The sequence below is a fragment of the Streptomyces sp. RB17 genome, assembly GCF_009604455.1.
GTDB lineage: Bacteria > Actinomycetota > Actinomycetes > Streptomycetales > Streptomycetaceae > Streptomyces.
In genome coordinates this window covers 328,629-349,269 of the sequence record NZ_WEGL01000003.1, presented here as the reverse complement: position 1 = coordinate 349,269, position 20,641 = coordinate 328,629, and the positions used below count along the sequence as shown (strand labels likewise).

Annotated in this window: 22 protein-coding genes and 2 pseudogenes; 14 read left to right on the top strand and 10 right to left on the bottom strand. The window is 70.5% G+C overall.

Translation table 11 applies throughout. From position 1 onward, the window contains the following. Nucleotides 1-3 precede the first annotated feature (3 nt). The 5 genes from SRB17_RS15255 (at nucleotide 4) to SRB17_RS15235 (ending at nucleotide 2,907) form a co-directional block, all read left to right on the top strand. Complete coding sequence (locus SRB17_RS15255; protein WP_153538888.1) at nucleotides 4-756, top strand: response regulator; 753 nt, start codon at nucleotides 4-6, stop codon at nucleotides 754-756. Between the two features lie 125 nt (nucleotides 757-881). Continuing rightward, nucleotides 882-1,079 (top strand): Flp family type IVb pilin, encoded by a 198-nt coding sequence (locus SRB17_RS15250; protein WP_153538886.1) that lies wholly within the window; start codon nucleotides 882-884, stop codon nucleotides 1,077-1,079. After that, nucleotides 1,079-1,666, top strand: a complete 588-nt coding sequence (locus SRB17_RS15245; protein WP_416237063.1) for a pilus assembly protein TadG-related protein — start codon at nucleotides 1,079-1,081, stop codon at nucleotides 1,664-1,666. Before SRB17_RS15250 ends, SRB17_RS15245 begins: the two co-directional genes overlap by 1 nt. A gap of 34 nt (nucleotides 1,667-1,700) precedes the next feature. After that, the gene (locus SRB17_RS15240) at nucleotides 1,701-2,285 is read left to right on the top strand and encodes a hypothetical protein (protein ID WP_153538884.1); all 585 of its coding nucleotides are present in this window, start codon (nucleotides 1,701-1,703) and stop codon (nucleotides 2,283-2,285) included. A 7-nt stretch (nucleotides 2,286-2,292) separates the two neighbouring features. Then, on the top strand, nucleotides 2,293-2,907 hold the full coding sequence (locus SRB17_RS15235; protein ID WP_323375579.1) for an OmpA family protein: 615 nt from the start codon (nucleotides 2,293-2,295) through the stop codon (nucleotides 2,905-2,907). 27 nt (nucleotides 2,908-2,934) lie between these two features. Here SRB17_RS15235 and SRB17_RS15230 read toward each other — a convergent pair whose 3' ends face one another. The 4 genes and pseudogenes from SRB17_RS15230 to SRB17_RS15220 form a co-directional block, all read right to left on the bottom strand. Then, nucleotides 2,935-3,369: a hypothetical protein gene (locus SRB17_RS15230; protein WP_153538882.1), complete on the bottom strand. Its 435-nt coding sequence runs from the start codon at nucleotides 3,367-3,369 to the stop codon at nucleotides 2,935-2,937. Nucleotides 3,370-3,491: 122 nt separating this feature from the next. Continuing rightward, nucleotides 3,492-4,106: a hypothetical protein gene (locus SRB17_RS46320; RefSeq protein ID WP_228396127.1), complete on the bottom strand. Its 615-nt coding sequence runs from the start codon at nucleotides 4,104-4,106 to the stop codon at nucleotides 3,492-3,494. Between the two features lie 86 nt (nucleotides 4,107-4,192). After that, nucleotides 4,193-4,414 (bottom strand): annotated as a pseudogene (locus SRB17_RS46315) (DUF3224 domain-containing protein); the annotation flags it as partial. A 35-nt stretch (nucleotides 4,415-4,449) separates the two neighbouring features. Further along, nucleotides 4,450-4,890 carry a DUF192 domain-containing protein gene (locus SRB17_RS15220; RefSeq protein WP_153538878.1) on the bottom strand — a complete coding sequence of 147 codons (441 nt, stop codon included), beginning with the start codon at nucleotides 4,888-4,890 and terminating at the stop codon, nucleotides 4,450-4,452. A gap of 92 nt (nucleotides 4,891-4,982) precedes the next feature. Between SRB17_RS15220 and SRB17_RS15215 the strand changes: the two genes are divergently transcribed. The 3 genes and pseudogenes from SRB17_RS15215 to SRB17_RS48490 form a co-directional block, all read left to right on the top strand. Continuing rightward, a complete protein-coding gene (locus SRB17_RS15215; protein WP_153538876.1) occupies nucleotides 4,983-5,855 on the top strand; it encodes an LLM class flavin-dependent oxidoreductase in 873 nt (290 codons plus the stop codon). Nucleotides 5,856-5,900: 45 nt separating this feature from the next. Then, complete coding sequence (locus tag SRB17_RS15210) at nucleotides 5,901-6,395, top strand: GNAT family N-acetyltransferase (protein ID WP_153538874.1); 495 nt, start codon at nucleotides 5,901-5,903, stop codon at nucleotides 6,393-6,395. Further along, nucleotides 6,392-6,715, top strand: a pseudogene (locus tag SRB17_RS48490) (nucleoside deaminase); the annotation flags it as partial. The gene SRB17_RS15210 and the pseudogene SRB17_RS48490, both read left to right, overlap by 4 nt. A gap of 273 nt (nucleotides 6,716-6,988) precedes the next feature. Here the strand turns inward: SRB17_RS48490 and SRB17_RS15200 are convergent. After that, nucleotides 6,989-7,486 carry a DinB family protein gene (locus tag SRB17_RS15200; RefSeq protein WP_153538872.1) on the bottom strand — a complete coding sequence of 166 codons (498 nt, stop codon included), beginning with the start codon at nucleotides 7,484-7,486 and terminating at the stop codon, nucleotides 6,989-6,991. Between the two features lie 52 nt (nucleotides 7,487-7,538). Between SRB17_RS15200 and SRB17_RS15195 the strand changes: the two genes are divergently transcribed. The 5 genes from SRB17_RS15195 to SRB17_RS15175 all read left to right on the top strand — a co-directional run bounded on the left by SRB17_RS15195 (nucleotide 7,539) and on the right by SRB17_RS15175 (nucleotide 14,160). Next, complete coding sequence (locus tag SRB17_RS15195; protein ID WP_194294018.1) at nucleotides 7,539-8,321, top strand: class I SAM-dependent methyltransferase; 783 nt, start codon at nucleotides 7,539-7,541, stop codon at nucleotides 8,319-8,321. A 735-nt stretch (nucleotides 8,322-9,056) separates the two neighbouring features. Then, nucleotides 9,057-9,830 (top strand): isoprenyl transferase, encoded by a 774-nt coding sequence (locus tag SRB17_RS15190; RefSeq protein WP_323375578.1) that lies wholly within the window; start codon nucleotides 9,057-9,059, stop codon nucleotides 9,828-9,830. Nucleotides 9,831-10,175: 345 nt separating this feature from the next. Beyond that, nucleotides 10,176-11,501 carry a PhoH family protein gene (locus SRB17_RS15185; protein ID WP_323375577.1) on the top strand — a complete coding sequence of 442 codons (1,326 nt, stop codon included), beginning with the start codon at nucleotides 10,176-10,178 and terminating at the stop codon, nucleotides 11,499-11,501. Between the two features lie 400 nt (nucleotides 11,502-11,901). After that, the gene (locus tag SRB17_RS15180) at nucleotides 11,902-12,600 is read left to right on the top strand and encodes a transglycosylase SLT domain-containing protein (protein WP_323375576.1); all 699 of its coding nucleotides are present in this window, start codon (nucleotides 11,902-11,904) and stop codon (nucleotides 12,598-12,600) included. Between the two features lie 201 nt (nucleotides 12,601-12,801). Further along, entirely contained in the window at nucleotides 12,802-14,160 is a 1,359-nt protein-coding gene (locus SRB17_RS15175) for an AI-2E family transporter (protein ID WP_153538866.1), read from the top strand. Between the two features lie 143 nt (nucleotides 14,161-14,303). Here the strand turns inward: SRB17_RS15175 and SRB17_RS15170 are convergent, their stop codons facing one another. After that, on the bottom strand, nucleotides 14,304-14,846 hold the full coding sequence (locus SRB17_RS15170) for an alkyl hydroperoxide reductase (RefSeq protein WP_153538864.1): 543 nt from the start codon (nucleotides 14,844-14,846) through the stop codon (nucleotides 14,304-14,306). A gap of 3 nt (nucleotides 14,847-14,849) precedes the next feature. Next, the gene (locus SRB17_RS15165) at nucleotides 14,850-15,404 is read right to left on the bottom strand and encodes a peroxiredoxin (RefSeq protein ID WP_069778975.1); all 555 of its coding nucleotides are present in this window, start codon (nucleotides 15,402-15,404) and stop codon (nucleotides 14,850-14,852) included. Nucleotides 15,405-15,543: 139 nt separating this feature from the next. Here SRB17_RS15165 and SRB17_RS15160 point away from each other — a divergent pair, with 139 nt between their 5' ends. Further along, entirely contained in the window at nucleotides 15,544-16,545 is a 1,002-nt protein-coding gene (locus tag SRB17_RS15160; RefSeq protein ID WP_153539722.1) for a hydrogen peroxide-inducible genes activator, read from the top strand. A gap of 530 nt (nucleotides 16,546-17,075) precedes the next feature. Here SRB17_RS15160 and SRB17_RS15155 read toward each other — a convergent pair. From SRB17_RS15155 to SRB17_RS15145, 3 genes are read right to left on the bottom strand one after another with little or no spacing between them, the layout of a single operon-like run. Beyond that, entirely contained in the window at nucleotides 17,076-19,418 is a 2,343-nt protein-coding gene (locus SRB17_RS15155) for an ABC transporter permease (protein ID WP_153538860.1), read from the bottom strand. Further along, the gene (locus tag SRB17_RS15150; RefSeq protein ID WP_323375575.1) at nucleotides 19,415-20,104 is read right to left on the bottom strand and encodes an ABC transporter ATP-binding protein; all 690 of its coding nucleotides are present in this window, start codon (nucleotides 20,102-20,104) and stop codon (nucleotides 19,415-19,417) included. The genes SRB17_RS15155 and SRB17_RS15150 overlap by 4 nt, the downstream gene beginning before the upstream one ends. After that, entirely contained in the window at nucleotides 20,101-20,625 is a 525-nt protein-coding gene (locus tag SRB17_RS15145; RefSeq protein WP_153538858.1) for a PadR family transcriptional regulator, read from the bottom strand. The genes SRB17_RS15150 and SRB17_RS15145 overlap by 4 nt, the downstream gene beginning before the upstream one ends. Between the last annotated feature and the right edge of the window lie 16 nt (nucleotides 20,626-20,641).

The window sequence follows — 20,641 nt, the reverse complement described above, 5'->3', positions numbered from 1 at the left end:
ACCATGCGGCACACCGACCCCTGGCCGGACGCCCCCACGCCGACGCCACCGCCGTTGCGGCTGTTGGTGGCGGACGACAACCCCGTGGTCCGGGCGGGCCTGACGGCCCTGCTCTCGGGCCGCGAGGACACCACGGTGGTGGCGGAGGCGACGGACGGCAGAGAGGCGTACGAGGCGGCCGTACGGCACCGTCCGGACGTCATCCTCCTCGACGTCCGTATGCCCGGGGTCGACGGAATCTCGGCATTGCCGCACCTGGTGCGGCTGGCGCCGGTCATGATGCTCACCTACAGCCATGAGACGGAGACCGTGCGGGAGGCGTTGCGGCTGGGCGCGGGGGGATATCTGGTGCACGGCGAGTTCACGACGGAGCAGTTGGTGCGCGCGGTGCGGGATGTCCGGGAGGGGCGACCGCATGTGACACCGGGTGCTACGAAGGCGTTGCTGACGGACCTTCGGGCAAGTGCACCTGCACACGCGGAACCTGAACCACCGCAATTTTTGAGGAAAAACACGCTACATCATCTTTCGCAACTGCAATCCCCCATGGGACAGTCATCCCGTTCACGTTTCGCGCTGAGCACGAGGGAGGCGGAGATCATGGACCTCATCGCGTCCGGCATGACCAACCAGCAGATCGCCGCCGCCTGCTTCATCTCCGAGAAGACCGTCAAGAACCACATCAACCGCATCTTCGCCAAGCTCCAGACCACCACCAGGTCCCAGGCGGCCGCGAAATGGCTGGGGGTGGCTTGAGGTGGGGGTGCGGGGGAGCCGACGGCGGGGGGAATGGGTCCGGGGTTGGGTCCTGGGGCCCTCTCGGGTGTGCTGCGTTCCGGCATACGTTGTCCGGATCGGAGGCGAGTCCGGAGGGGACCACCATGAACAACTGGTTCAACACCACCGTCGCGTATCTGCAGACCCGTGCTGCTCGCAGCGACAGGGGGCAGACCGCGGTGGAGTACCTCGGCATCATCGCGGTGGTGGTGGCGATCGTGTTGGCGATCACCGGCACGAGCATCGGGCAGTCGATCTACGACGCGATCACGAACAAGATCGCCCAGGTCACCGGCGGCTGATTCCTCCACGCCGCGACGCAGGGCAGGCCTTCCCCATCTACATCACGGTGGTGGCGGGCCTGCTCTTTCTTGCGTTGGCCTACCTTGCGGTCGGACAGGCGTCGGTGAACCGCAGCGGCGCCCAGACAGCCGCGGATGCGGCAGCCCTTGCGTCGGCCCAGGATGTGCGGGACCAGCTCGCGGCCCAGTGGGTGAAAGCACTGCCTGACCCCAAGAAGTGGCAGGACATCTTCGACGGCAGGGCGACGCTCGACGACGACCCGTGCGTGCGGGCCGGCCAGCTCGCCGCGCGGAACGATGCCTTGCTGAACGGCTGCTCTCCGCAGGGGCTGCTGAAGTACCGGGTCGACGTGCGGACCAACAAGTCCGTCGGCCGGTCTGTGGTGCCAGGGTCGGAGAACTACAAATCAAGGGCGTCCGCCACTGCCGAAATTCAACCCCTCTGTACCTTCCCCCCCGACGAGGGCGCCGGTGGCGACGCGCTGCCCGAGCTCACCTGCAACGGCAAGGTCTGGCACCTTAAGCCGGACGACACAACGGGGCTGCCGAAGCCCGAAGACCTCTTCGACGTCCACCTGGCCGACTGACGAGCGAACGAACAACGACGAAGGAAGCGGAGCGATGAGCATTCGGTTCACTGCGAAGGCCCGCAGGGGGATGGTCGCATTGACCGTTGCGGCTGGTCTGGCCGTCGGTGTGGCCGGTTGCGGTGGAAGCGGCGGTGGAGACGACAAGAAGCCGGAACACTCGGCGTCCGCTTCCAGGACGGGTGGCTCCGACGCGAGCGCCCAGGAAGGTCAGTCGGACCAACCGCTGGCCGAGTTGAAGGGTTCGGACGGCCTCCTCCTCCAGATCATTTCGGCTCAGCGCGACACGGGCGGCTTCGTCACGGTCAACGGCACATTGAAGAACGACGGGGCCCAGACCGTCGTGATTCCCTCCGCTCTGAGCGGCAACGAAACCGAGATCATCAAGAACGGCAGATCTCTGGGCGGAGCCACGCTGGTCGATCCGCAGGGAAGGAAGCGGTACTACGTGCTGCGGGACACCGAAGGCCGCCCGCTGACGACCACCGGCTTCTCGACACTCAAGGCCGGCGCGACCTTGGCCGTCTTCATGCAGTTCCCGGCCCCTCCCGCGAGCGCGAGCGACGTGGAGTTCCAGCTGCCGACGTTCTCCTCCGCCACCATCAAGATCTCCGGGTGAGGCCCAAGTGACCACCACCCGTCTCGCCCTCACCCTCACGGCTGCGACCCTCCTCCTCGCCGCCACCCCCGCCCGCGCCGACGGCACGGACCCGAGTCAGCCCCCGGACACCGCACCCTCCGCCGCCGCCCCGGTGAGGATCGACCCCACCGACCCGGATCTGAAGCTTCCCGAAGGCGCCACCCTCGCCGCGCCCAAGGTGCTGGACATCAAGTCGGTCGTCGAGGACCAGAGCGGGGACGAGCGGCGCGAGGACACCAACGCCGACGTCACCTTCGCACTGCAGGCCGAAGTCCTCTTCAGCAAGGACAGCGCGAAACTCAGCGACGAGGCGAAGGGCCGTATCGCCACCATCGCCGAGGAGATCAAGAAACAGAACGCGACCCAGGTCCGCGTCTTCGGCTTCACGGACAACCTCGGCTCCTCCGCCCACGGCGACGTCCTGTCCCGGCAGCGCGCCAACGCCGTACAGGCCGTCCTCGACCAGGACCTGAACGACCCGAACATCACCTTCGAGGTCCGCGGTTACGGCGAGCAGTACCCGATCGCGGACAACTCCACCGAGGAGGGCCGAAGGAAGAACCGGCGGGTCGAGGTGTCCTTCCCGCGCACCCGGGGGTGACTGACACTCACCCACCTCGCACCCGAACTAAACGGCTCCAGTCAGGTACACCTGGTCGTGCTGCGCGTCGACGGGGTGCACGGCGATGTTCAGCCAGTTCAAGTCTCCCTCACAGGCTGTGCACACCGGCCCTTCAGTGACGTCGGCGAGTGTCCCCGGCTCCTTCAAACCGAGGTGGGCGAAGGGGGTGGTCGGCGACTGCCCCTTCCCCGTGGTGACGGGGGCGTTCCGGTGCAACAGGGGGCTCTCGGGGGCCAGCTTGTGGATGAAGGCCTTGGTGTCGGCCTTGGGCAGCGTGAAGGCGAGCAGCACGCCGTCGTCCTGGAACCCTCTCTGGTAAGCGGCTCTGAGATCGGAGGCCCGCGCTGGAATCGTCACCTTCATACGGCGGGCGACCTGCGCGGGAGTCGTGCCTTCGACCCAGTACGGGATGCGCCGTCCGCCCTCAGACCCCTCCCGCACCGAGGTCCCTTGCGCTGGAGACGAGGAACAGGCAGCCAGTGAGCAGGCCAGGGCGGCACACAGCACGCCGAGGAGCGCCCGGCATCGGCGCGCGGAACGCATCGGGAGAGTGGACGTGCGCCTCACCGGGCGTCTCCATTGCGTCCGATGTCCGTACGCGTCCCGTCCCGTCCCGGGTCGGCCGGGGAAGGCAAGGAACCCGACCCGGTTCCCAGGTCGTAGTGCTGCACTGACCCACTGCCTCTCATGTCGTACTCCTTGGCCAGGCCCGTCCGGTGCAGCCGGGCCATGTCCGCGTCGGTCACGGTCGTCGGTCCGATCGGGGTGGCCTTCCCCGGCTCCCAGTTGTAGCGGTCCCAGACGTTGACCTGGTAGTCGAGGCCGATCTTCGGCTTGCCATCGGCTCCCGGTACCACGGTGACCACGCCGGTGGTGTTCGTCTGGGCGCTGCCGATCGCCAGATACCAGTTGCGATCGGTGTGCATGTATCCGGTGCCCGAGGACTCCACCGGAATCACCACGGGCTTGCCGCCCGACTTCCGGTAGGCGTCCAGGGCCTCTTGCCGCCAGTGGTCCTGGTTGTCCGTGATGGATGCCTTGGCCACGTCACGCAGCGCGGCGTCGTCGTGCAGCATCCTGTCCACGTCCAGGTCGAGAGTCGTCCCGGTGCCCCGGAGGTAGTGGTCCATGTTGCGGGCCGCGTCGGTGTTGCCGATGAAGTCGCCCGCGTTCGCCATTCCTTTGGCTTCCGCCAGAATCCAGTAGTCGTGCGCGGTCGGGTCTTCGACGTCGTACGGACGTTGAAGCTGCCGCTTCTCCCGCCGAGGCTCCCCTCGAAGGACTCCATGGCGACATAGGTGCCGGTCCCGGTGGACTGGTCGTACGCCGCGGTGAACAGGATCTCCGAGACGCCGGCGACCTCCCCCTCGTACCGCTTCCGCATCGTGGCCACCCCGACCGGCACCGCCGTCTCGACCACCGGCTCCGGCAGCCGCACGTCCGCCGGAGTGAACTCCTCAACCCTGAAAGTCCCTGAAGCCCTCATGCCGCGATGCTAGGACGCGCCGCTGACAACGGCCCTCAACACGAGCCGTCCACGCCGCCGGCATCGCTGATGCCACCGGGATCGCGAACACCGTCGGCGTCGCCCCCGGCCTCCACGCTCACCCGAACTCCCGCCCGCAGCCCCCACCCCGCCATCACCCCCGCCTCCGCCTCCAGTACGTGCCGCGCCCGCAGTCGGGGCAGGCCGAGCCGGCCGGGGGGCATCGTGCGGACGGCGAGGACGGTCAGGTGGCGGTCCAGGTAGGCGACGTCGATCGGGATGCGCATGCCGAAGGTGTGCACACCGCTCGCCGGGGAGAGGAGCATCGCGCCGTCGAGCGCGTCCCGGCCCAGCAGGCCCATCGTCCGGGCCCGGTACGAGGCCGAGATCTCCAGCGGAAGGACCAGCGGATCTTCCGTTCTCTCACCCCGGGGCACGATCAGCCTCCCGGCCCCGTCCCGTCGGCGTCTGCCCATGTCCGTCCCCTCCCGCGGTCCCTCGGTGCCGCCAACTCTGCGCCGTGCGAAACCACTTGTCACCCCCCGTCCTCCCCACTAGGAAGAGATCCATGACCGGACTCGGTGTCGTGTTCCGCCCGCAGCTTCCGCCCGAGCGGCTGCGGGCCGTGGCCCGTACGGCGGACGAAGCAGGGATCGAGGAACTGTGGTTGTGGGAGGACTGCTTCCGGGAGGGCGGGATGACGACCGCCGCAGCCGCGCTCGCCTGGACCGAGCGGGTGCGGGTCGGTGTCGGGCTGCTGCCGGTGCCCCTCAGGAACGTGGCGCTCACCGCCATGGAGTCCGCCTCCCTGCACCGGATGTTCCCGGGCCGCGCCACCCTCGTCGTCGGGCACGGCGTGCAGGACTGGATGGGGCAGGTCGGCGTCCGGGCCGCCTCGCCGCTCACCCTCCTCGGCGAGCATCTCGACGCCCTGCGCGGTCTGTTGGGCGGGGAGCGGCTCAGCGTGCGGGGGCGGTACGTCTCCCTCGACGACGTCGCCCTGGACTGGCCGCCGGAGGCTGCCGTGCCCGTTTTCGCCGGCGCCACCGGGCCGCGCACCCTCCGCCTCTGCGGTGCCAAGGCCGACGGTACGGTCCTCACCGCCGCCACCTCCCCGGACGGTGTACGGCAGGCCCGGCAGCTCATCGCGGAGGGGCAGAAGGAGGCGGGGCGCGGGGAGCCGCATTCGGTCGTCGTGTATCTGCTCGCCGCCACCGGTCCGGACGCCGGCGCCCGGCTGCGGGCCGAACTCGCCGACGAGGGGCTTCAGTCGGCCACGGACGTCGGGGTGGCGGGGGACGCCGGCGCCGTGGCCGCCGCCGTACGGCGGCTCGCCGAGGCCGGTGCCGACACCGTCGTGCTGCAGCCGACCGGGGACGAGCCCGACCCGGAGGGGTTCGTGCGGTTCGCCGCCGAGGAGGTCCGGCCCCTGCTGGACTGACGTGACAGGGGGGCGTTGTCAGTGGCGGCTGCCACACTGCCTGTCATGACCGACGCGCACAACGACGAGCGCCGTGAAGTGCTCCTCCGGAGCGTCACGGACGATGACCTGTTCGTCCTCCTCGCCTATGAGCACGACCCGGAAGCCGTCCGGCGGTCGAGATTCACGCCCCGGCCGCGGGACGCCTTCCTCGCGCACTGGCGGGAGCGTGTACTCGGCGATCCCGACTGCCTCGTGCGGACCGTCACCGTGGGCGGCGAGGTCGCCGGGAGCGTCGTCTCCTGGACGGCGGAGGACGAGCGGCGGTTCGTGGGGTACTGGCTCGGGCGGCCGTACTGGGGGCGTGGCGTCGGCACCCGCGCCCTCGGACTGTTCCTGGAGCTGGAGCGCGTACGGCCCCTGTACGCCGACCCCTTCGGCGGCAACACCGCCTCCGTCCGCCTGCTGGAAAGACACGGCTTCGAGCGGTCCGGCACGGTCCGGCACGGGGACGACGAGCACATCCTGCTCGTACTCGGCGGTCCCGAGGCGCCCCGGTGAACTCGATCCCCGGCCCCTGGCGCCTTCCCTTCGAGCCGGCCTGGGAGGCCCTGCGGGCCGGCAGCCGACCCATCGGTGCCGTGCTGTACGACCCGGAGGGCAACGTCGTCGCGGCCGGGCGCAATCGCAGCCGGGAGCCCACCGCGCCGCCGGGACAGCTCGCGGGTACCGATCTCGCGCACGCCGGGATCAACGCCCTGGCCCAGCTGCCGGCCGACCGCAGGCACCCCGGTCACCGCCTGTACACCACCCTCGAGCCGTGCCTGCTGTGCAGCGGGGCGCTGATCCACGCCCATGTCCCGCACGTCGTCTACGCCACCGCCGACGAGCACTGGCGCGGAGCGGAGCGCGTCCCGGAGGTCGGCGGCGCGATCGCCGCCCGCCGGGCCACCCGCGAGGGCCCGCTGGACGGTCCGCCCCACCCGCTCGCCCGCTTCGGCGCCCTGCTCATGACGCTGTGGGGGCTGGTGCACACGCACGACCTGGTGCCCGAGGGCCCCGCCGCCCGCGGGGCGGGGCCCGCCGTCACCTGGACGCCGGCCTCCTCGACGCGGCCACGGCCCAGGCGGCGTACGAGGCGGTGCACGCGACGGTCAGCGGGAGCCGGTGACCGGCGGGTGGTCGCCGGTGGCGCCGTCGATCAGCTCCCGCAGGATGTCCATGTGGCCGGCGTGCCGCGCGGTCTCCGCCACCATGTGGACCAGGGTCCAGCGCAGGCTCACGGTGATGTCCCGCCAGGCCGGGCTGCCCTGGGCGTCCAGCGGCAGCCCGGTGATCACGGCGTCGGCGGCGGCGCGGGCGCGGCCGTAGAAGGCGACGATCCGCTCCGTCGTCTCCTCGGGGGTGACCCGCATGTCGTCGTGCGCGTCGAACCACAGGGGCTCGGCCTCGCCGCCGAACGTGTCCACGAACCAGCCGTACTCGACGCTGGCCAGATGTTTCACCAGGCCCAGCAGATTGGTGCCGGACGGTGTCATCGGCCGGCGCAGCTGCTCGTCGTCCAGGCCGTCCAGCTTCCACAGCACGGCGTCCCGGTGCCGGTTCAGGCTCGCGTGCAGGGTCTGCTTCTCTCCGGCGGAGTAAGTCGTCATGCGGGCGGAAACTAGCAGGCATCGCTGACAACACCCTGCGATCATGGCGGGCATGTCCGTGAACCGCTCCTTCGAGGGCCTCGTGGCCGAGGGCGCCGCCGTACCCACCGAGGGGTGGGACTTCTCCTGGTTCGAGGGGCGGGCCAGTGAGGAGCGGCCCTCGTGGGGGTACGCCGTGGCGGCGGGGGAGCGGCTGGCCCGTGCCGAGGCCGTGCTGGACGTCCAGACCGGCGGCGGCGAGGTGCTGGACTTCGCGCTGGGCAGGGCCGAACCCGCCCGGCCGGTGCTGGCGGCCGCCACGGAGGGCTGGCCGCCCAATGTGGCCAGGGCCACCGCGCTGCTGCGGCCGCGCGGGGTGACGGTCGTCGCCGCCGTGGACGACGCCCCGCTGCCGTTCGCCGACGAGACGTTCGACCTGGTGCTCAGCCGCCATCCGGTGCGGCCGTACTGGGAGGAGATCGCCCGGGTGCTGCGGCCGGGCGGCACGTACTTCGCCCAGCATGTCGGGCCGGCCAGCGTCTTCGAGCTGGTGGAGTACTTCCTCGGGCCGCTGCCGCAGGAGGCGCGCTCCGGCCGGGACCCCGAGCGCGAGCGGGCCGACGCCGAGGCGGCGGGCCTGGAGGTGACCGGGCTGCGGGCGGAGCGGCTGCGGATGGAGTTCCACGACATCGCCGCCGTCGTCCACTTCCTGCGCAAGGTGGTGTGGATGGTGCCGGGCTTCACGGTGGAGGCGTACGAGCCCCAACTCCGCGCGCTGCACGAGCGGATCGAGAAGGAGGGACCGTTCGTGGCGCACAGCACCCGGCACCTCTTCGACGTCCGCAAGCCCGGTTGATTCACCCGGAGTTTGCCAACGGTTTCCACATCGTTATCCGGTGCGGTTCACATCAGCCTCATCCGTCACATAGGTTCAGACCAAGGTAATTCGCGCCGGCAAACCCGCGCGGGTGGCACCGCGCAGTGGAGGGGGCTGCGCGGTGCCGTGAAACCGAGTGACCTTCCGTCGCCGCCGTGGCGGAACCGTCAAGTCACCGTTCGCTGACCGGTTAGCCCGTCGGGGGGACCCCGGGGCAACTCGGCGACATGCCCCCAGATGGCGTAAAGCGGTCGAATCTCTCCGAATCATTGCGCGGCTGACCAGTTTTCCCTTGGATTCCGCTGTGAACCGGCCATGTGACACCCCTGAATCCAGCCTTCCGCGTCCATCGGGGCGTCGCCGGGCGATTTCGGAGAGTAGTTGTGTCCTGCCAATGCACCCACCATCCCTCACGAAGGGTTATGGTGGAAACCCCCCCTCGGGCCGGTCCGTCTCCCCCCCACGGACCGGCCCGTTTTTCATGCCCGGCGTCGGCAGGTTCCTGGAGGGGAGCTCCAGGAACCTCTCGGCTCACGACGAGCGTCCCCATCTACGGACGAGCGTCCCCACCCACAGGGGCGCGGGGCCGCAAGCCCCCGAACCCCCGCCCCCAAGCCCCCGTCCCCAAACCCCGGGCGGGACCAAAGTCTCCTGCGGGGTAGGCTCGAACAACTCCCGCACCCCGAACCCGCCGCCAAACCCCCGGAGGGCCACGTGAACCTGCGCGACAACCTGCGCAGCCTGCTCGTCAGGCTCTATGCACGCCGGGTGGAGGGCCACCTGGACCACGCTCAGGTGCCCAAGCACATCGGCGTCATCATGGACGGCAACCGCCGCTGGGCGAAGGCGTCCGGTTCCACCACCGTCCACGGCCACCGGGCCGGTGCGGAGAAGATCGAGGAGTTCCTCGGCTGGTGCACCGAGACCGACGTCGAGGTCGTCACCCTGTGGCTGCTGTCCACGGACAACTTCGACCGGCCGCAGGAGGAACTCGTCCCGCTGCTCGGCATCATCGAGGACGTCGTCCGCACGCTCGCCGCCGACGGCCGCTGGCGCGTGCACCACGTCGGAACGATGGACCTGCTGCCCGGCGGCATGCAGCACACCCTGAAGGAGGCCGAGGAGGCCACCGCCCACATCGACGGCATACTCGTCAACGTGGCCATCGGATACGGCGGCCGGCAGGAGATCGCCGACGCCGTGCGCTCCATGCTGCTCGACGCCCACGACAAGGGCGTCACGATGGACGACCTCGCCGAGTCCGTCGACATCGACATGATCGGCCGTCACCTCTACACCGGCGACCAGCCCGACCCTGACCTCGTCATCCGCACCAGCGGCGAGCAGCGGCTGTCCGGATTCATGCTGTGGCAGACCGCGCACTCCGAGTACTACTTCTGCGACGTCTTCTGGCCCGCCTTCCGCAAGGTCGACTTCCTGCGCGCCCTGCGCGACTACGCCGCACGTCACCGCCGTTACGGCGGCTGAGACCCGACGACGCCCCGTCGGCCGCCACGGCCACGGGGCGTTCGCATACTCCCCTTTTGCGCGGACGTCACGAGGAGTTCACCGGCATGCCGGTGGCTGCTTTTGCATGGCAGTGCATGTTCGAGGGCATAAGGCAAACAGGTCGACACCCGAACCACGGGTGTCGGATCTCAGCGGGCGGCACGGGGCCGTCCGCCCGGGAGGCCCTTTGCACCAGCCCGATCGTGCGGTCACAGCACGGACGAAGAGGCGGAGGGCCGGTTCTCGGCCCGTGCAGGGCGGCCGACGACCGGTCCAGCTCGTCCTCGTCGCTCCCCGACCTCATCCGAGGGGGTACGTCCTTCCGTGGTGACCAGCGCAAAGCGCCACAAGTCAGACCGGCGCACCTATGTTCTCGACACCAGCGTCCTGCTGGCCGATCCGAACGCCCTGACCCGCTTCGACGAGCACGAGGTCGTGCTCCCCATCGTGGTGGTCACGGAACTGGAGGCCAAGCGGCACCATCCGGAGCTCGGCTACTTCGCCCGCCAGGCCCTGCGCCTGCTGGACGACTACCGGGTCCGGCACGGCCGTCTCGACGCCCCCATTCCGATCGGGGACCTCGGCGGCACGATCCGTGTCGAGCTCAATCACTCGGACCCCAGCGTGCTGCCCACCGGCTACCGCCTGGGGGACAACGACTCCCGCATCCTCGCGGTGGCCCGCAATCTTCAGGCCGAGGGGTACGACGTCACCGTCGTCTCGAAGGACCTGCCCCTGCGGATCAAGGCGTCCTCGGTCGGTCTGCTCGCCGAGGAGTACCGCGCCGAACTCGCCATCACGGAGAACTCCGGCTGGACCGGAATGTCCGAACTGACGCTCTCCGGCGAGCAGGTGGACATCCTCTTCGAGGAAGGGCATCTGTACGTCCCCGACGCCGCCGAGCTGCCGGTGCACACCGGGCTGACGATCCACTCCGAGCGCGGCAAGGCGCTCGGCCGGATCACCGCGGAGGGCAACGTCCGCCTGGTGCGCGGCGACCGGGAGGCGTTCGGTATCAAGGGCCGCAGTGCCGAGCAGCGCATCGCGCTCGACCTGCTGCTCGACCCGGACGTCGGGATCGTCTCGATGGGCGGCCGGGCCGGCACCGGCAAGTCGGCGCTGGCGCTGTGCGCGGGCCTGGAGGCGGTCCTGGAGCGCCGCCAGCACCAGAAGGTGATGGTGTTCCGGCCGCTGTACGCGGTCGGCGGGCAGGAGCTGGGCTATCTGCCGGGCTCCGAGGCGGAGAAGATGAGCCCGTGGGCGCAGGCCGTCTTCGACACGCTCTCGGCGGTCACCAGCCGCGAGGTCATCGAGGAGGTCACCGCGCGCGGGATGCTGGAGGTGCTCCCGCTCACCCACATCCGGGGCCGCTCGCTGCACGACGCGTTCGTGATCGTGGACGAGGCGCAGTCGCTCGAAAGGAATGTGCTTCTCACCGTTCTGTCCCGAATCGGCGCGAATTCACGGGTCGTTCTGACGCATGACGTGGCACAAAGGGACAATCTTCGCGTGGGTCGCTACGACGGAGTGGTCGCCGTCGTTGAGAAACTGAAGGGGCATCCGCTGTTCGCCCACGTCACGCTGACCCGGTCCGAGAGGTCCCAGATTGCGGCGCTTGTGACCGAAATGCTGGAGGACGGCCACATCTGACCCTCCTCGCACGGCAGTTGGCGCCGTCCGGCAAAGGCCAAGAGCCTAGCCGGGCGGCGCCTTGGCATGTGGAGCTTTCCGGAAATCCCCAGGGTCAAACGGGATGTGAGCTTTCACACGCAACACAGAATTGCCACCCGGCGTCCGGTTACGGCAGAGTCTCAGTCCTGTCAGGCCCCGCATACGACACACCTGTACCCCCAGCGGTACAGCACCACAGCAGCACCACCAACTCCATAGAGTTCGTCGTATGCCGCCCGAGCACCACGCGGCGCTCCCCGAAGGGGGAGTTGCCCACCGGGCCCGCGCCTCCCGTGACCCCGCAGTTGGGAGGCCAGTGCCAGGGGCACGATTGCGTCCGCCAGGGTCACCGAAGCGGGCGATGCTGGAAGGAAACCGTGTGAGCCGGATTTCGGTCCGGGGATTCGCAGTGGCCTCGGCCACCGCGGTCACCGCCGTCGGAAGCGTCGTCGGAGTTGCCTCGGGCAGCGTCGCGCAGAACAACAACGACGCCGAGGCGACGGCAGCCGACACCACGCTCCTCGCAGACATACCCGCGGGTCAGCAGGCACAGGTCCAGTCCGCGTCGCTGACGCAGCAGGCCGACGCCCAGGCCATCGCCGCGGACGCGAGCGCCAAGAAGGACGCCGAGGCGGCCGCCCGCAAGGCAGCCGCCGAGACCGCGGTCGCCAAGAAGGCCGCGGCCGAGCAGGCGGCCAAGGAGGCCAAGGAGCGCGCCCAGGCGAAGACCGCGGCCAGCCGCGACAGTGCCCGCGACTCCTCCAGCTTCCCCGTGCAGAGCAGCTACACCGTCGCGCAGATCCAGGCGATGGCGCGCCAGTTGGTGGCGGCCGACCAGTTCCAGTGCTTCAGCAACATCGTGGACCACGAGTCCAGCTGGAACTACCAGGCGACGAACGCCTCCTCCGGTGCCTACGGTCTCTTCCAGGCCCTGCCCGCCGGCAAGTACGCCTCGGCCGGCGCCGACTGGCGGACCAACCCGGCGACCCAGATCAAATGGGGCCTCAACTACATGAACGACCGGTACCACAGCCCCTGCCAGGCCTGGTCCTTCTGGCAGGCCAACCACTGGTACTAGGAACCCCGCCGGGTTCGGCCGGCGGAGCCGCACAGTGACGCGGCCCCGCGGCCAAGTGGGGCGCTCCCGCGGCCCTCTCAACCTTGCGCAGCCCCTCCCCGTCCTTAGGGGAGGGGCTTTCGCCCTGTACGGTCGTACCCGATGCCTCCAGGGGGAGCAGAGGTGGCGAGCACGCGGGGACGCGGGGGAAGAGGACGGATCATGTCGCGAGTGCCAGGGTGGCTCGGCAGGCTCGGTGCCGGTCTCACCGAGATGAGCGAGCGCCTGGACGAGCGCCGCGCGGAGGTGGAGCGCGAGCACGCCCCGGAGCCTCCGGAACCCTCCGACACCCCGCCGACCCCGCCGCGGCCCGCCGTCCCGGACCCCGTCGCCGAGGCCGCCGTACCGCCCGCCCGCCGGCCCGTACCCGCGGCCGGCCACCGCCCCGACCCCGTGGAAGCCGTCCCCTGGGGCGTGCGGGTCGCGGCCGAGGCCGGCTGGCGCATGCTGGTCCTCGCCGGCACCGTCTGGGTCCTGATGCGGGTCATCAGCGCGGTCCAGCTGGTGGTGTTCGCCTTCGTCATCGCCCTGCTCGTCACCGCGCTGCTGCAGCCGACGGTCGCCCGGCTCACCCGCCGGGGCGTGCCGCGCGGCCCGGCCACCGCGCTCACCGCGATCAGCGGGTTCGTCGTCATCGGGCTGATGGGCTGGTTCGTGACCTGGCAGGTCATGGAGAACATCGACACGCTCTCCAACCAGATCCAGTCCGGCATCGACGACCTGCGCGACTGGCTGCTGAAGAGCCCGTTCCACGTCACCGACAAGCAGATCAACCAGATCGCCAAGAACCTCCGCGAGGCGATCGGCGCCAACGCCGACCAGATAACGTCCGCGGGCCTGGAGGGCGTTCAGGTCATCATCGAGGCCCTCACCGGCATCCTGCTGGTGTTCTTCTCGACGCTGTTCCTGCTCTACGACGGCAAGCGCATCTGGGAGTGGTTCCTGAAGCTGGTGCCCGCCGCGGCCCGCCCGGGCGTGGCCGGCGCCGGCCCGCGCGCCTGGCGCACCCTGACCGCCTACGTCCGCGGCACGGTCCTGGTCGCCCTGATCGACGCGACCTTCATCGGCATCGGCATCTACTTCCTGGACGTGCCGATGGCCGTCCCGCTGGCCGTCTTCATCTTCCTGTTCTCGTTCATCCCGCTCGTCGGCGCGGTCGCCTCCGGCGCGCTCGCGGTGATCGTGGCGCTGGTGACCCAGGGCGTCTTCACGGCCGTCATGACGTTGATCGTCGTCCTCGCGGTCCAGCAGATCGAGGGCCACGTCCTCCAGCCGTTCATCCTGGGCCGCGCGGTCCGCGTCCACCCGCTCGCCGTCGTCCTCACGGTCGCCGCCGGCGGCATGGTGGCCGGCATCGGCGGCGCGGTGGTGGCCGTACCACTGGTGGCGGTGACCAACACGGTGGTGGGATATCTGCGCCAGTACGCCCAGGAAGCGGGGATCAACCAGGCCGTACCTCCGGAGGAGGCAGCGAACGGGGAGGTACCGGCGACGACCGGCGCGGAGCCGGACAGGCCCTAGCGTCCTGCGCCGGCAGCCGGCCGTGGCGGGCGGACTCCGGCCAGGCTCCCGCTCCCTGCACCGGCGGCACCGGGCGGCGGAGTTCAAGACTGACGACGGCCCCTGTCCACCGGGTGGACAGGGGCCGTGATGCGCCGCGCGGGTTACTCGGCCGACTCGGCCAGCACCGCCTCCGCGTCAAGGGTGACGCCGACCGCCTGGATCACCGAGGCGATCTTGAACGCCTCCTGGACGACCTCGCGCTCCACGCCCGCCTTGCGCAGCACCTGCTCGTGCGAGTCCAGGCACATGCCGCAGCCGTTGATCGCGGAGACCGCGAACGACCACAGCTCGAAGTCGACCTTCTCCACGCCCGGGTTGCCGATGACGTTCATCCGCAGGCCCGCGCGCAGGGTGCCGTACTCGTGGTCCGACAGCAGGTGACGCGTCCGGTAGAAGACGTTGTTCATCGCCATGATCGCGGCGGCCGACTTGGCGGCCGTGTACGCCTCCGGCGTGAGGTTCGCCTTCGCCTCCGGCTCCAGCTCACGCAGCACGATCGGGGAACGGGAGGCGATGGCGGTCGCCAGCACCGTGCCCCACAGCTGCTGCCCGGGCAGGTCGGAGTTGCCGATGACCGAGCCCAGGTTGAGCTTGAGGTCCTTGGCGTAGTCCGGGACGCGGGACTTCAGCGAGTCGAGCGACATGGGTCACTCACCAGCCAGCAGCGCGACCGGGTCCAGGGTGTCCTCGCCCTTGCTCCAGTTGCACGGGCACAGCTCGTCGGTCTGCAGGGCGTCCAGGACCCGCAGGACCTCCTTGGGGTTACGGCCCACGGAACCGGCGGTGACCATGGTGAACTGGATCTCGCGGTTCGGGTCGACGATGAAGACGGCGCGCTGTGCGAAGCCGTCCTCGCCCTCGATGCCCAGGTCGCGCATCAGCTCGTGCTTGGAGTCGGCCATCATCGGGAACGGCAGGTCGGTCAGGTCCGGGTGGTCCTTGCGCCAGGCGTGGTGGACGAACTCGGAGTCACCGGAGAAGCCGAGGATCTGGGCGTCGCGGTCGGCGAACTCGTCGTTCAGCTTGCCGAACGCGGCGATCTCGGTCGGGCACACGAAGGTGAAGTCCTTGGGCCACGCGAAAACGACCAGCCACTTGCCCTCGTAGGACTTGTGGTGGATCTGCTCGAACTCCTTGCCCTTCTCCAGCGAGACGCAGGCGGTCAGTTCGAACTCGGGGAACTTGTCACCGACAGTGAGCACACGCTCTCCTTGCAGCGAGGAAAGGCCCCTTTTGAGGATCTTTCCCATGGGTTGGACGCCGTCGATGTTGGCACAGGGTGCATTGATTAGTGAAATAGCTACACTCGGTCATGTTGATCGGAGGTGGTTATCAGTGACCATGAGTAACGGCAAGCGCAGGCAGCCGAGCCTCGCACAGCTGCGTGCCTTCGCCGCCGTGGCCGAGCATCTGCACTTCCGGGACGCGGCGGCCGCGATCGGGACGAGCCAGCCCGCCCTGTCCGGCGCGGTCTCGGCGCTGGAGGAGACCCTCGGGGTGACCCTCCTCGAGCGTACGACGCGCAAGGTGCTGCTCTCACCCGCGGGCGAGCGGCTGGCCGTACGGGCGAAGGCGGTGCTGGACGCCGTCGGGGCGCTGCTGGAGGAGGCCGAGGCGGTCCGGGCGCCGTTCACCGGCGTCCTGCGCCTCGGGGTGATCCCGACGGTCGCGCCGTACCTCCTGCCGGCCGTGCTGCGGCTGGTCCACGAGCGCTATCCGCAGCTCGACCTCCAGGTGCACGAGGAGCAGACCGCCAGTCTGATCGACGGCCTGGGCTCCGGCCGCCTGGACCTGCTGTTGCTTGCGGTGCCGCTCGGCGTGCCCGGAGTCGTCGAACTCCCGCTGTTCGACGAGGACTTCGTGCTCGTCACCCCGCTCGACCACTGGCTCGGCGGCCGCGAGGGCATCCCGCGCGAGGCGCTGCGGGAGCTCAACCTGCTGCTCCTGGACGAGGGTCACTGCCTGCGCGACCAGGCCCTGGACATCTGCCGGGAGGCGGGGCCGGGATTCAAGGGGGCGCGGCGAAGCCCCTCGGTCGAGGGTGGTGGTGGGCGACGGGAGGGCGCGCCGGTCACCACCACGGCAGCCGGCCTCTCGACGCTGGTTCAGCTGGTCGCCGGGGGTCTCGGCTGCACCCTGCTGCCGCGTACGGCCCTGAAGCTGGAGACCACCCGCAGCAGCCAGCTCCTCACCGGCTACTTCGCCGAGCCGGCGCCGAGCCGTCGGGTCGCCTTCGCCATGCGCGCGGGCGCGGCCCGGTCGGCCGAGTACGAGGAACTGGCGGCGGCCCTGCGCGGTGCGCTGGGCGTGCTGCCGGTGCGGGTGCTCGCCCCGGACGCCTGAGAGCCCCGGCGCCTCCGGCACCGAGGCGCTGCTCCTGCGCGTCGAGGGGAGCGGTGGGCGGCGCCGGTGCGCGAGTCCGGGAAGCGCCGGCCGGCCGCCGGGCTGATCACGCACGGCTACGCGGGGGCCGCCCGGCTCCGGGTGGTGTGCCTGCCGGCACTGCGGGACGCGGCCTTCGCCGCCGTCGCCGGCCGGTTGGACGCCTCGAACGGGCCACCGGCACCCCACCCGCCGACGGCCGCCGTACCGCCCGCGACCTGGCTCTCCGCACCGGACGCAGGGTCTACACCGGCACCGTCGAGGTCGCACGGATGCTGCACGAGGGGCCGCTGGACTGCCCCGGCCCACTCGCGTCCTCGTCCCGCCGGTGGGCGGGGCAGCGGGCCTGGGCCTGGCACGCCGCACCGCCGTCGACAGCCACGGCCACGTCGCCAGGGATCGGCGACGGCAGGAGCACCGCCTGTGAGGCACCGGCCGTGGGCTCCCGGACGGGAGGGGCCCACGGCCGGCCGTGATTCCGCTCCCGGCTCCTACTCCGTCCGCAGGCCCTCCGGCCGCATCAGCCGCAGCAGCGGAGGCAGGCTCAGCAGGGTGACCGTGAGGACCACCGCCGCGCCGGCGCCGGTCATCGACAGCAGGCCCGGCCAGTCCACGCCCACCGTCGCGCCCACCATCTTCAGCAACACCGTGCCCAGCGTCAGCCCGACGGCCGAGGCGAGCAGCAGGCCCAGGGAGATGGGGATCGCCGTCTGCCACAGCACCGACATGCTCAGGGTGCGCCGCCGGGTGCCGAAGGCGACCAGCGAGGACAGCAGCTTGCGCCGCTCGCGCAGCTGCTCCAGCTGGGAGACCAGCAGGCTCGCGCCGATCAGCGCCAGCACACAGATGGCTCCGGCGAACGTACCGGTGCGGATGGAGGTGAACTTGCGCGACTGCTCGGTGGACGACCACACCATCGCGTCCGCGAGCGGGTCGATCCGCGCGGCCGTGTTGCGGACGTACTCGTGCACGTCCGGCACCGACTCGTCGAGCCTGAGGTACATCGATCCGGTCAGCGCGCTGCTCATGCGGCCGGACAGGGCGGCCGGTGTCAGCAGCACCTGGCTCTCCTTGAACCCGATCGGGCCGGTGACGGCGCGGACCTGCTTCAGTCCGCGCGGCACGGTCCAGAGGACGTCCGGGCCCTTGCCCATGCCGTCGTTCATATTGAGGTGGAGGGTGCGGCCCGGCCGGGCGAGCGTGTTCACGTCGACGTCCCGTTCCCCGCCCGTCACCGCGAAGGCCTCCCCGTCGTGACAGGAGGTCAGCCGGGCCACCTCGCGCAGAGAGGCACAGGTGCCGACGGTGAGGCTCACCGTGTGGTCCGGGCCGCGATCGGGGGACCAGCGCCCGTCCCCGAGTTCGGTGCTGCCCAGCGCGGTGACCTGGCGTACGCCCTTGGTCGTGGCGAACTTCCCGGCCACCGGGAGGAACGGGAGGCCGCGGGACAGGTTGACCTGCATCTGGATGCGGTCGGTGTCCTTCGCGGTGGGTTTGGTGTAGTCGCCCTGGATCCCCGCGAACAGCATCTGCAGAGCGATCGCCCCGGCCACCGCGACCGCGATGCCGTTGACCATCCTGGCCGCCGAGCCGCTGCTCAACTGCAGCCGTCGTACGGCCAGTTGCCAGGACAGCCCGCCGTGCCCGAGCCGGGCCACGACCGCCTCGACCACCCACGGCAGCAGCGCGGTCACGCCGACGAGCAGCAGCAGGACGCCGCCGATCACCAGGTACTCGTTGAAGGTGCCGTTGTTCCGGCCCTGTCCGATCATCGGCGCGAGGCAGCCGAGGCCGCCCAGCGGCAGCAGCAACCGCCACCACAGCCGGCGGCGGGCGGGCTTGGCCGTACGGACCACGCCCAGCGGTTCGATGACCACCCCGCGCAGCGCGAACAGCGTGACCAGGACCGCCGCCGCCGGAACGGCGACCGCGACCAGCGCGGCAAGCGCCGGGGAGGGGTTGAGATAGCTGGGGAACACGCTGATGTCCATGATCTCGACCGAGGCCGCGAGCTGCCGGCCGAGCAGGAAGAAACCGGTGCCGAAGACCAGCCCGAGCAGCGAGCCGGCGAGCGCCTCGCCCGCCGCGATCCGCCGGGTCATCCGGCTGTCGGAGCCCACCAGCCGCAGCGCGGCCAGCCTGCGGTCGCGCCGCTCGCCGCCGAACCGTACGGCTGCGGCGATGAACACGGCGACCGGCGTCAGCAGCACCGCGAAGACGACCAGTACCAGCAGGATCAGCACCGGGTCGGCCTTGTCGGCCGGTGACGCCTGCGGCGGCCCGAAGTGGGTGATCCGGGCAGTCCGCCAGCCGTTGATGCGCGCGCCCAGGTCCTTCGCGCCGGCGTAGTAGGCGAGTTCGTGCGAGCCGATGAGCCCGGGCTCGGCGATCGTCCCGACGATCCGGTACGGCAGCCGCTCGCGCAGCAGTTTCCCGTCGGCGGAGCCGAGCAGCTTCTCCAGCGCCGGGGAGACGACCATCTCGCCCGGTGCCGGGTACTTCGTGAGGCCCGGGGCGAGCGGTGCCCGCGGCCCCTCGGGCTCCACCAGCCGACCGCGCACGTCGCTGCCGCGGAAGGTGCTGTCGGCGTCGGAGATCACCAGGGTGTTCGCTGCCTTCGGCCGGTGCGGGCCGTAGGTGTAGTCCATGCGGTCCTGGTTGCGCTGGTCCCGTACCGCGAGCGCGCTCGGGATCGCGGTCGTCAGCAGCAGCAGCGCCACGCCGAGACCGACGCCGACCGCGGTCAGCAGCATCCGGACCCAGCCCTCGCGCCCGCCGGTGACGGCGAACCGGACCCCCATGCCGAGATCCCGGGACCACTGCCGGGTACTCATACGGCGCGCTCCATGTCCCGGGACTTGCCGTCGCGTACGACGATCTCGCGGTCGGAGTAGGCGGCCACCCGGGGCTCGTGCGTGACCAGCACGACGGCCGCGTTGGTGGTGCGGGCCGCGTCGGTCAGCAGCTCCATCACACGCTCGCCGTTGAGGGAGTCCAGCGCGCCGGTCGGTTCGTCGGCGAACACCACCCGGGGCCCGGTGACCAGCGCCCGCGCCACCGCGACGCGCTGCCCCTGGCCGCCGGAGACCTCGCCGGGCCGCTTGCCCTCGAGGTCGTCCACCTCCAGGCGTTCCATCCAGGCGAGCGCGGCCTTCTCGGCCTGCTTGCGGGAGGTGCCGTTCAGCCTGAGCGGCAGCGCCACGTTCTCCACGCAGGTCAACTCGGGCACGAGCTGGCCGAACTGGAAGACGAACCCGAACTCGGACCGCCGGAGCGCACTGCGCTCGGCGTCGCTCATGCCGGCCAGCTCGCGGCCGTTGTAGAGGATGGACCCGGAGTCGGGCGGCACGATGCCGGCGAGGCAGTGCAGCAGGGTCGACTTGCCGGAGCCGGAGGGGCCCATGACGGCGACGACCTCGCCGGGGTGGATGGAGAACTCGGCGCCGTCGAGGGCGACCGTGGGGCCGTAGACCTTGCGCAGGTCCTCGGCGGCGAGCAGGGAGCCGGCGGGAGGGGTCACTTGGCCACCGCCGCACGGAGCTTGTCGAGGCGCGCCGCCGTCAGCTCCAGCCAGCGCAGATCGGCCTCCAGGTGGAACAGCGCGTGGTCGCAGATCAGCTGGTCCGCGAGGTCGCCCTTGCGTTTGCGGTCGGTGAGGATCCGCATGCTGCGCAGGTGCTCGGCGCGCTGGGCGTCGAGGATGACGGAGGCGTCGCGGTGGGTGAGGAGGGCGAGGACGACCTTGGTGTACAGGGTCGACTGCAGGTACTCCTCCGGCTTCTCCGGGGTGCCGAGCCAGCGCTCGACGTCCGTGACGCCGGCGTCGGTGATGGCGTACCGCTTGCGCTCGGGGCCGCCGCCCGCCTCGATGCCGTCGACTTCCACGAGGCCGTGCTTCAGCAGCCGGGACATCGTGGAATAGACCTGGCCGTAGTGCAGTGGCCGGTCGTGACCGAACTTCTCGTCGAAGGCCCGCTTGAGGTCGTAGCCGTGCCGCGGGCCGGACTCCAGGAGTCCCAGAAGGGTGTGACCGATGGACATGTGCGGCACTCTACAC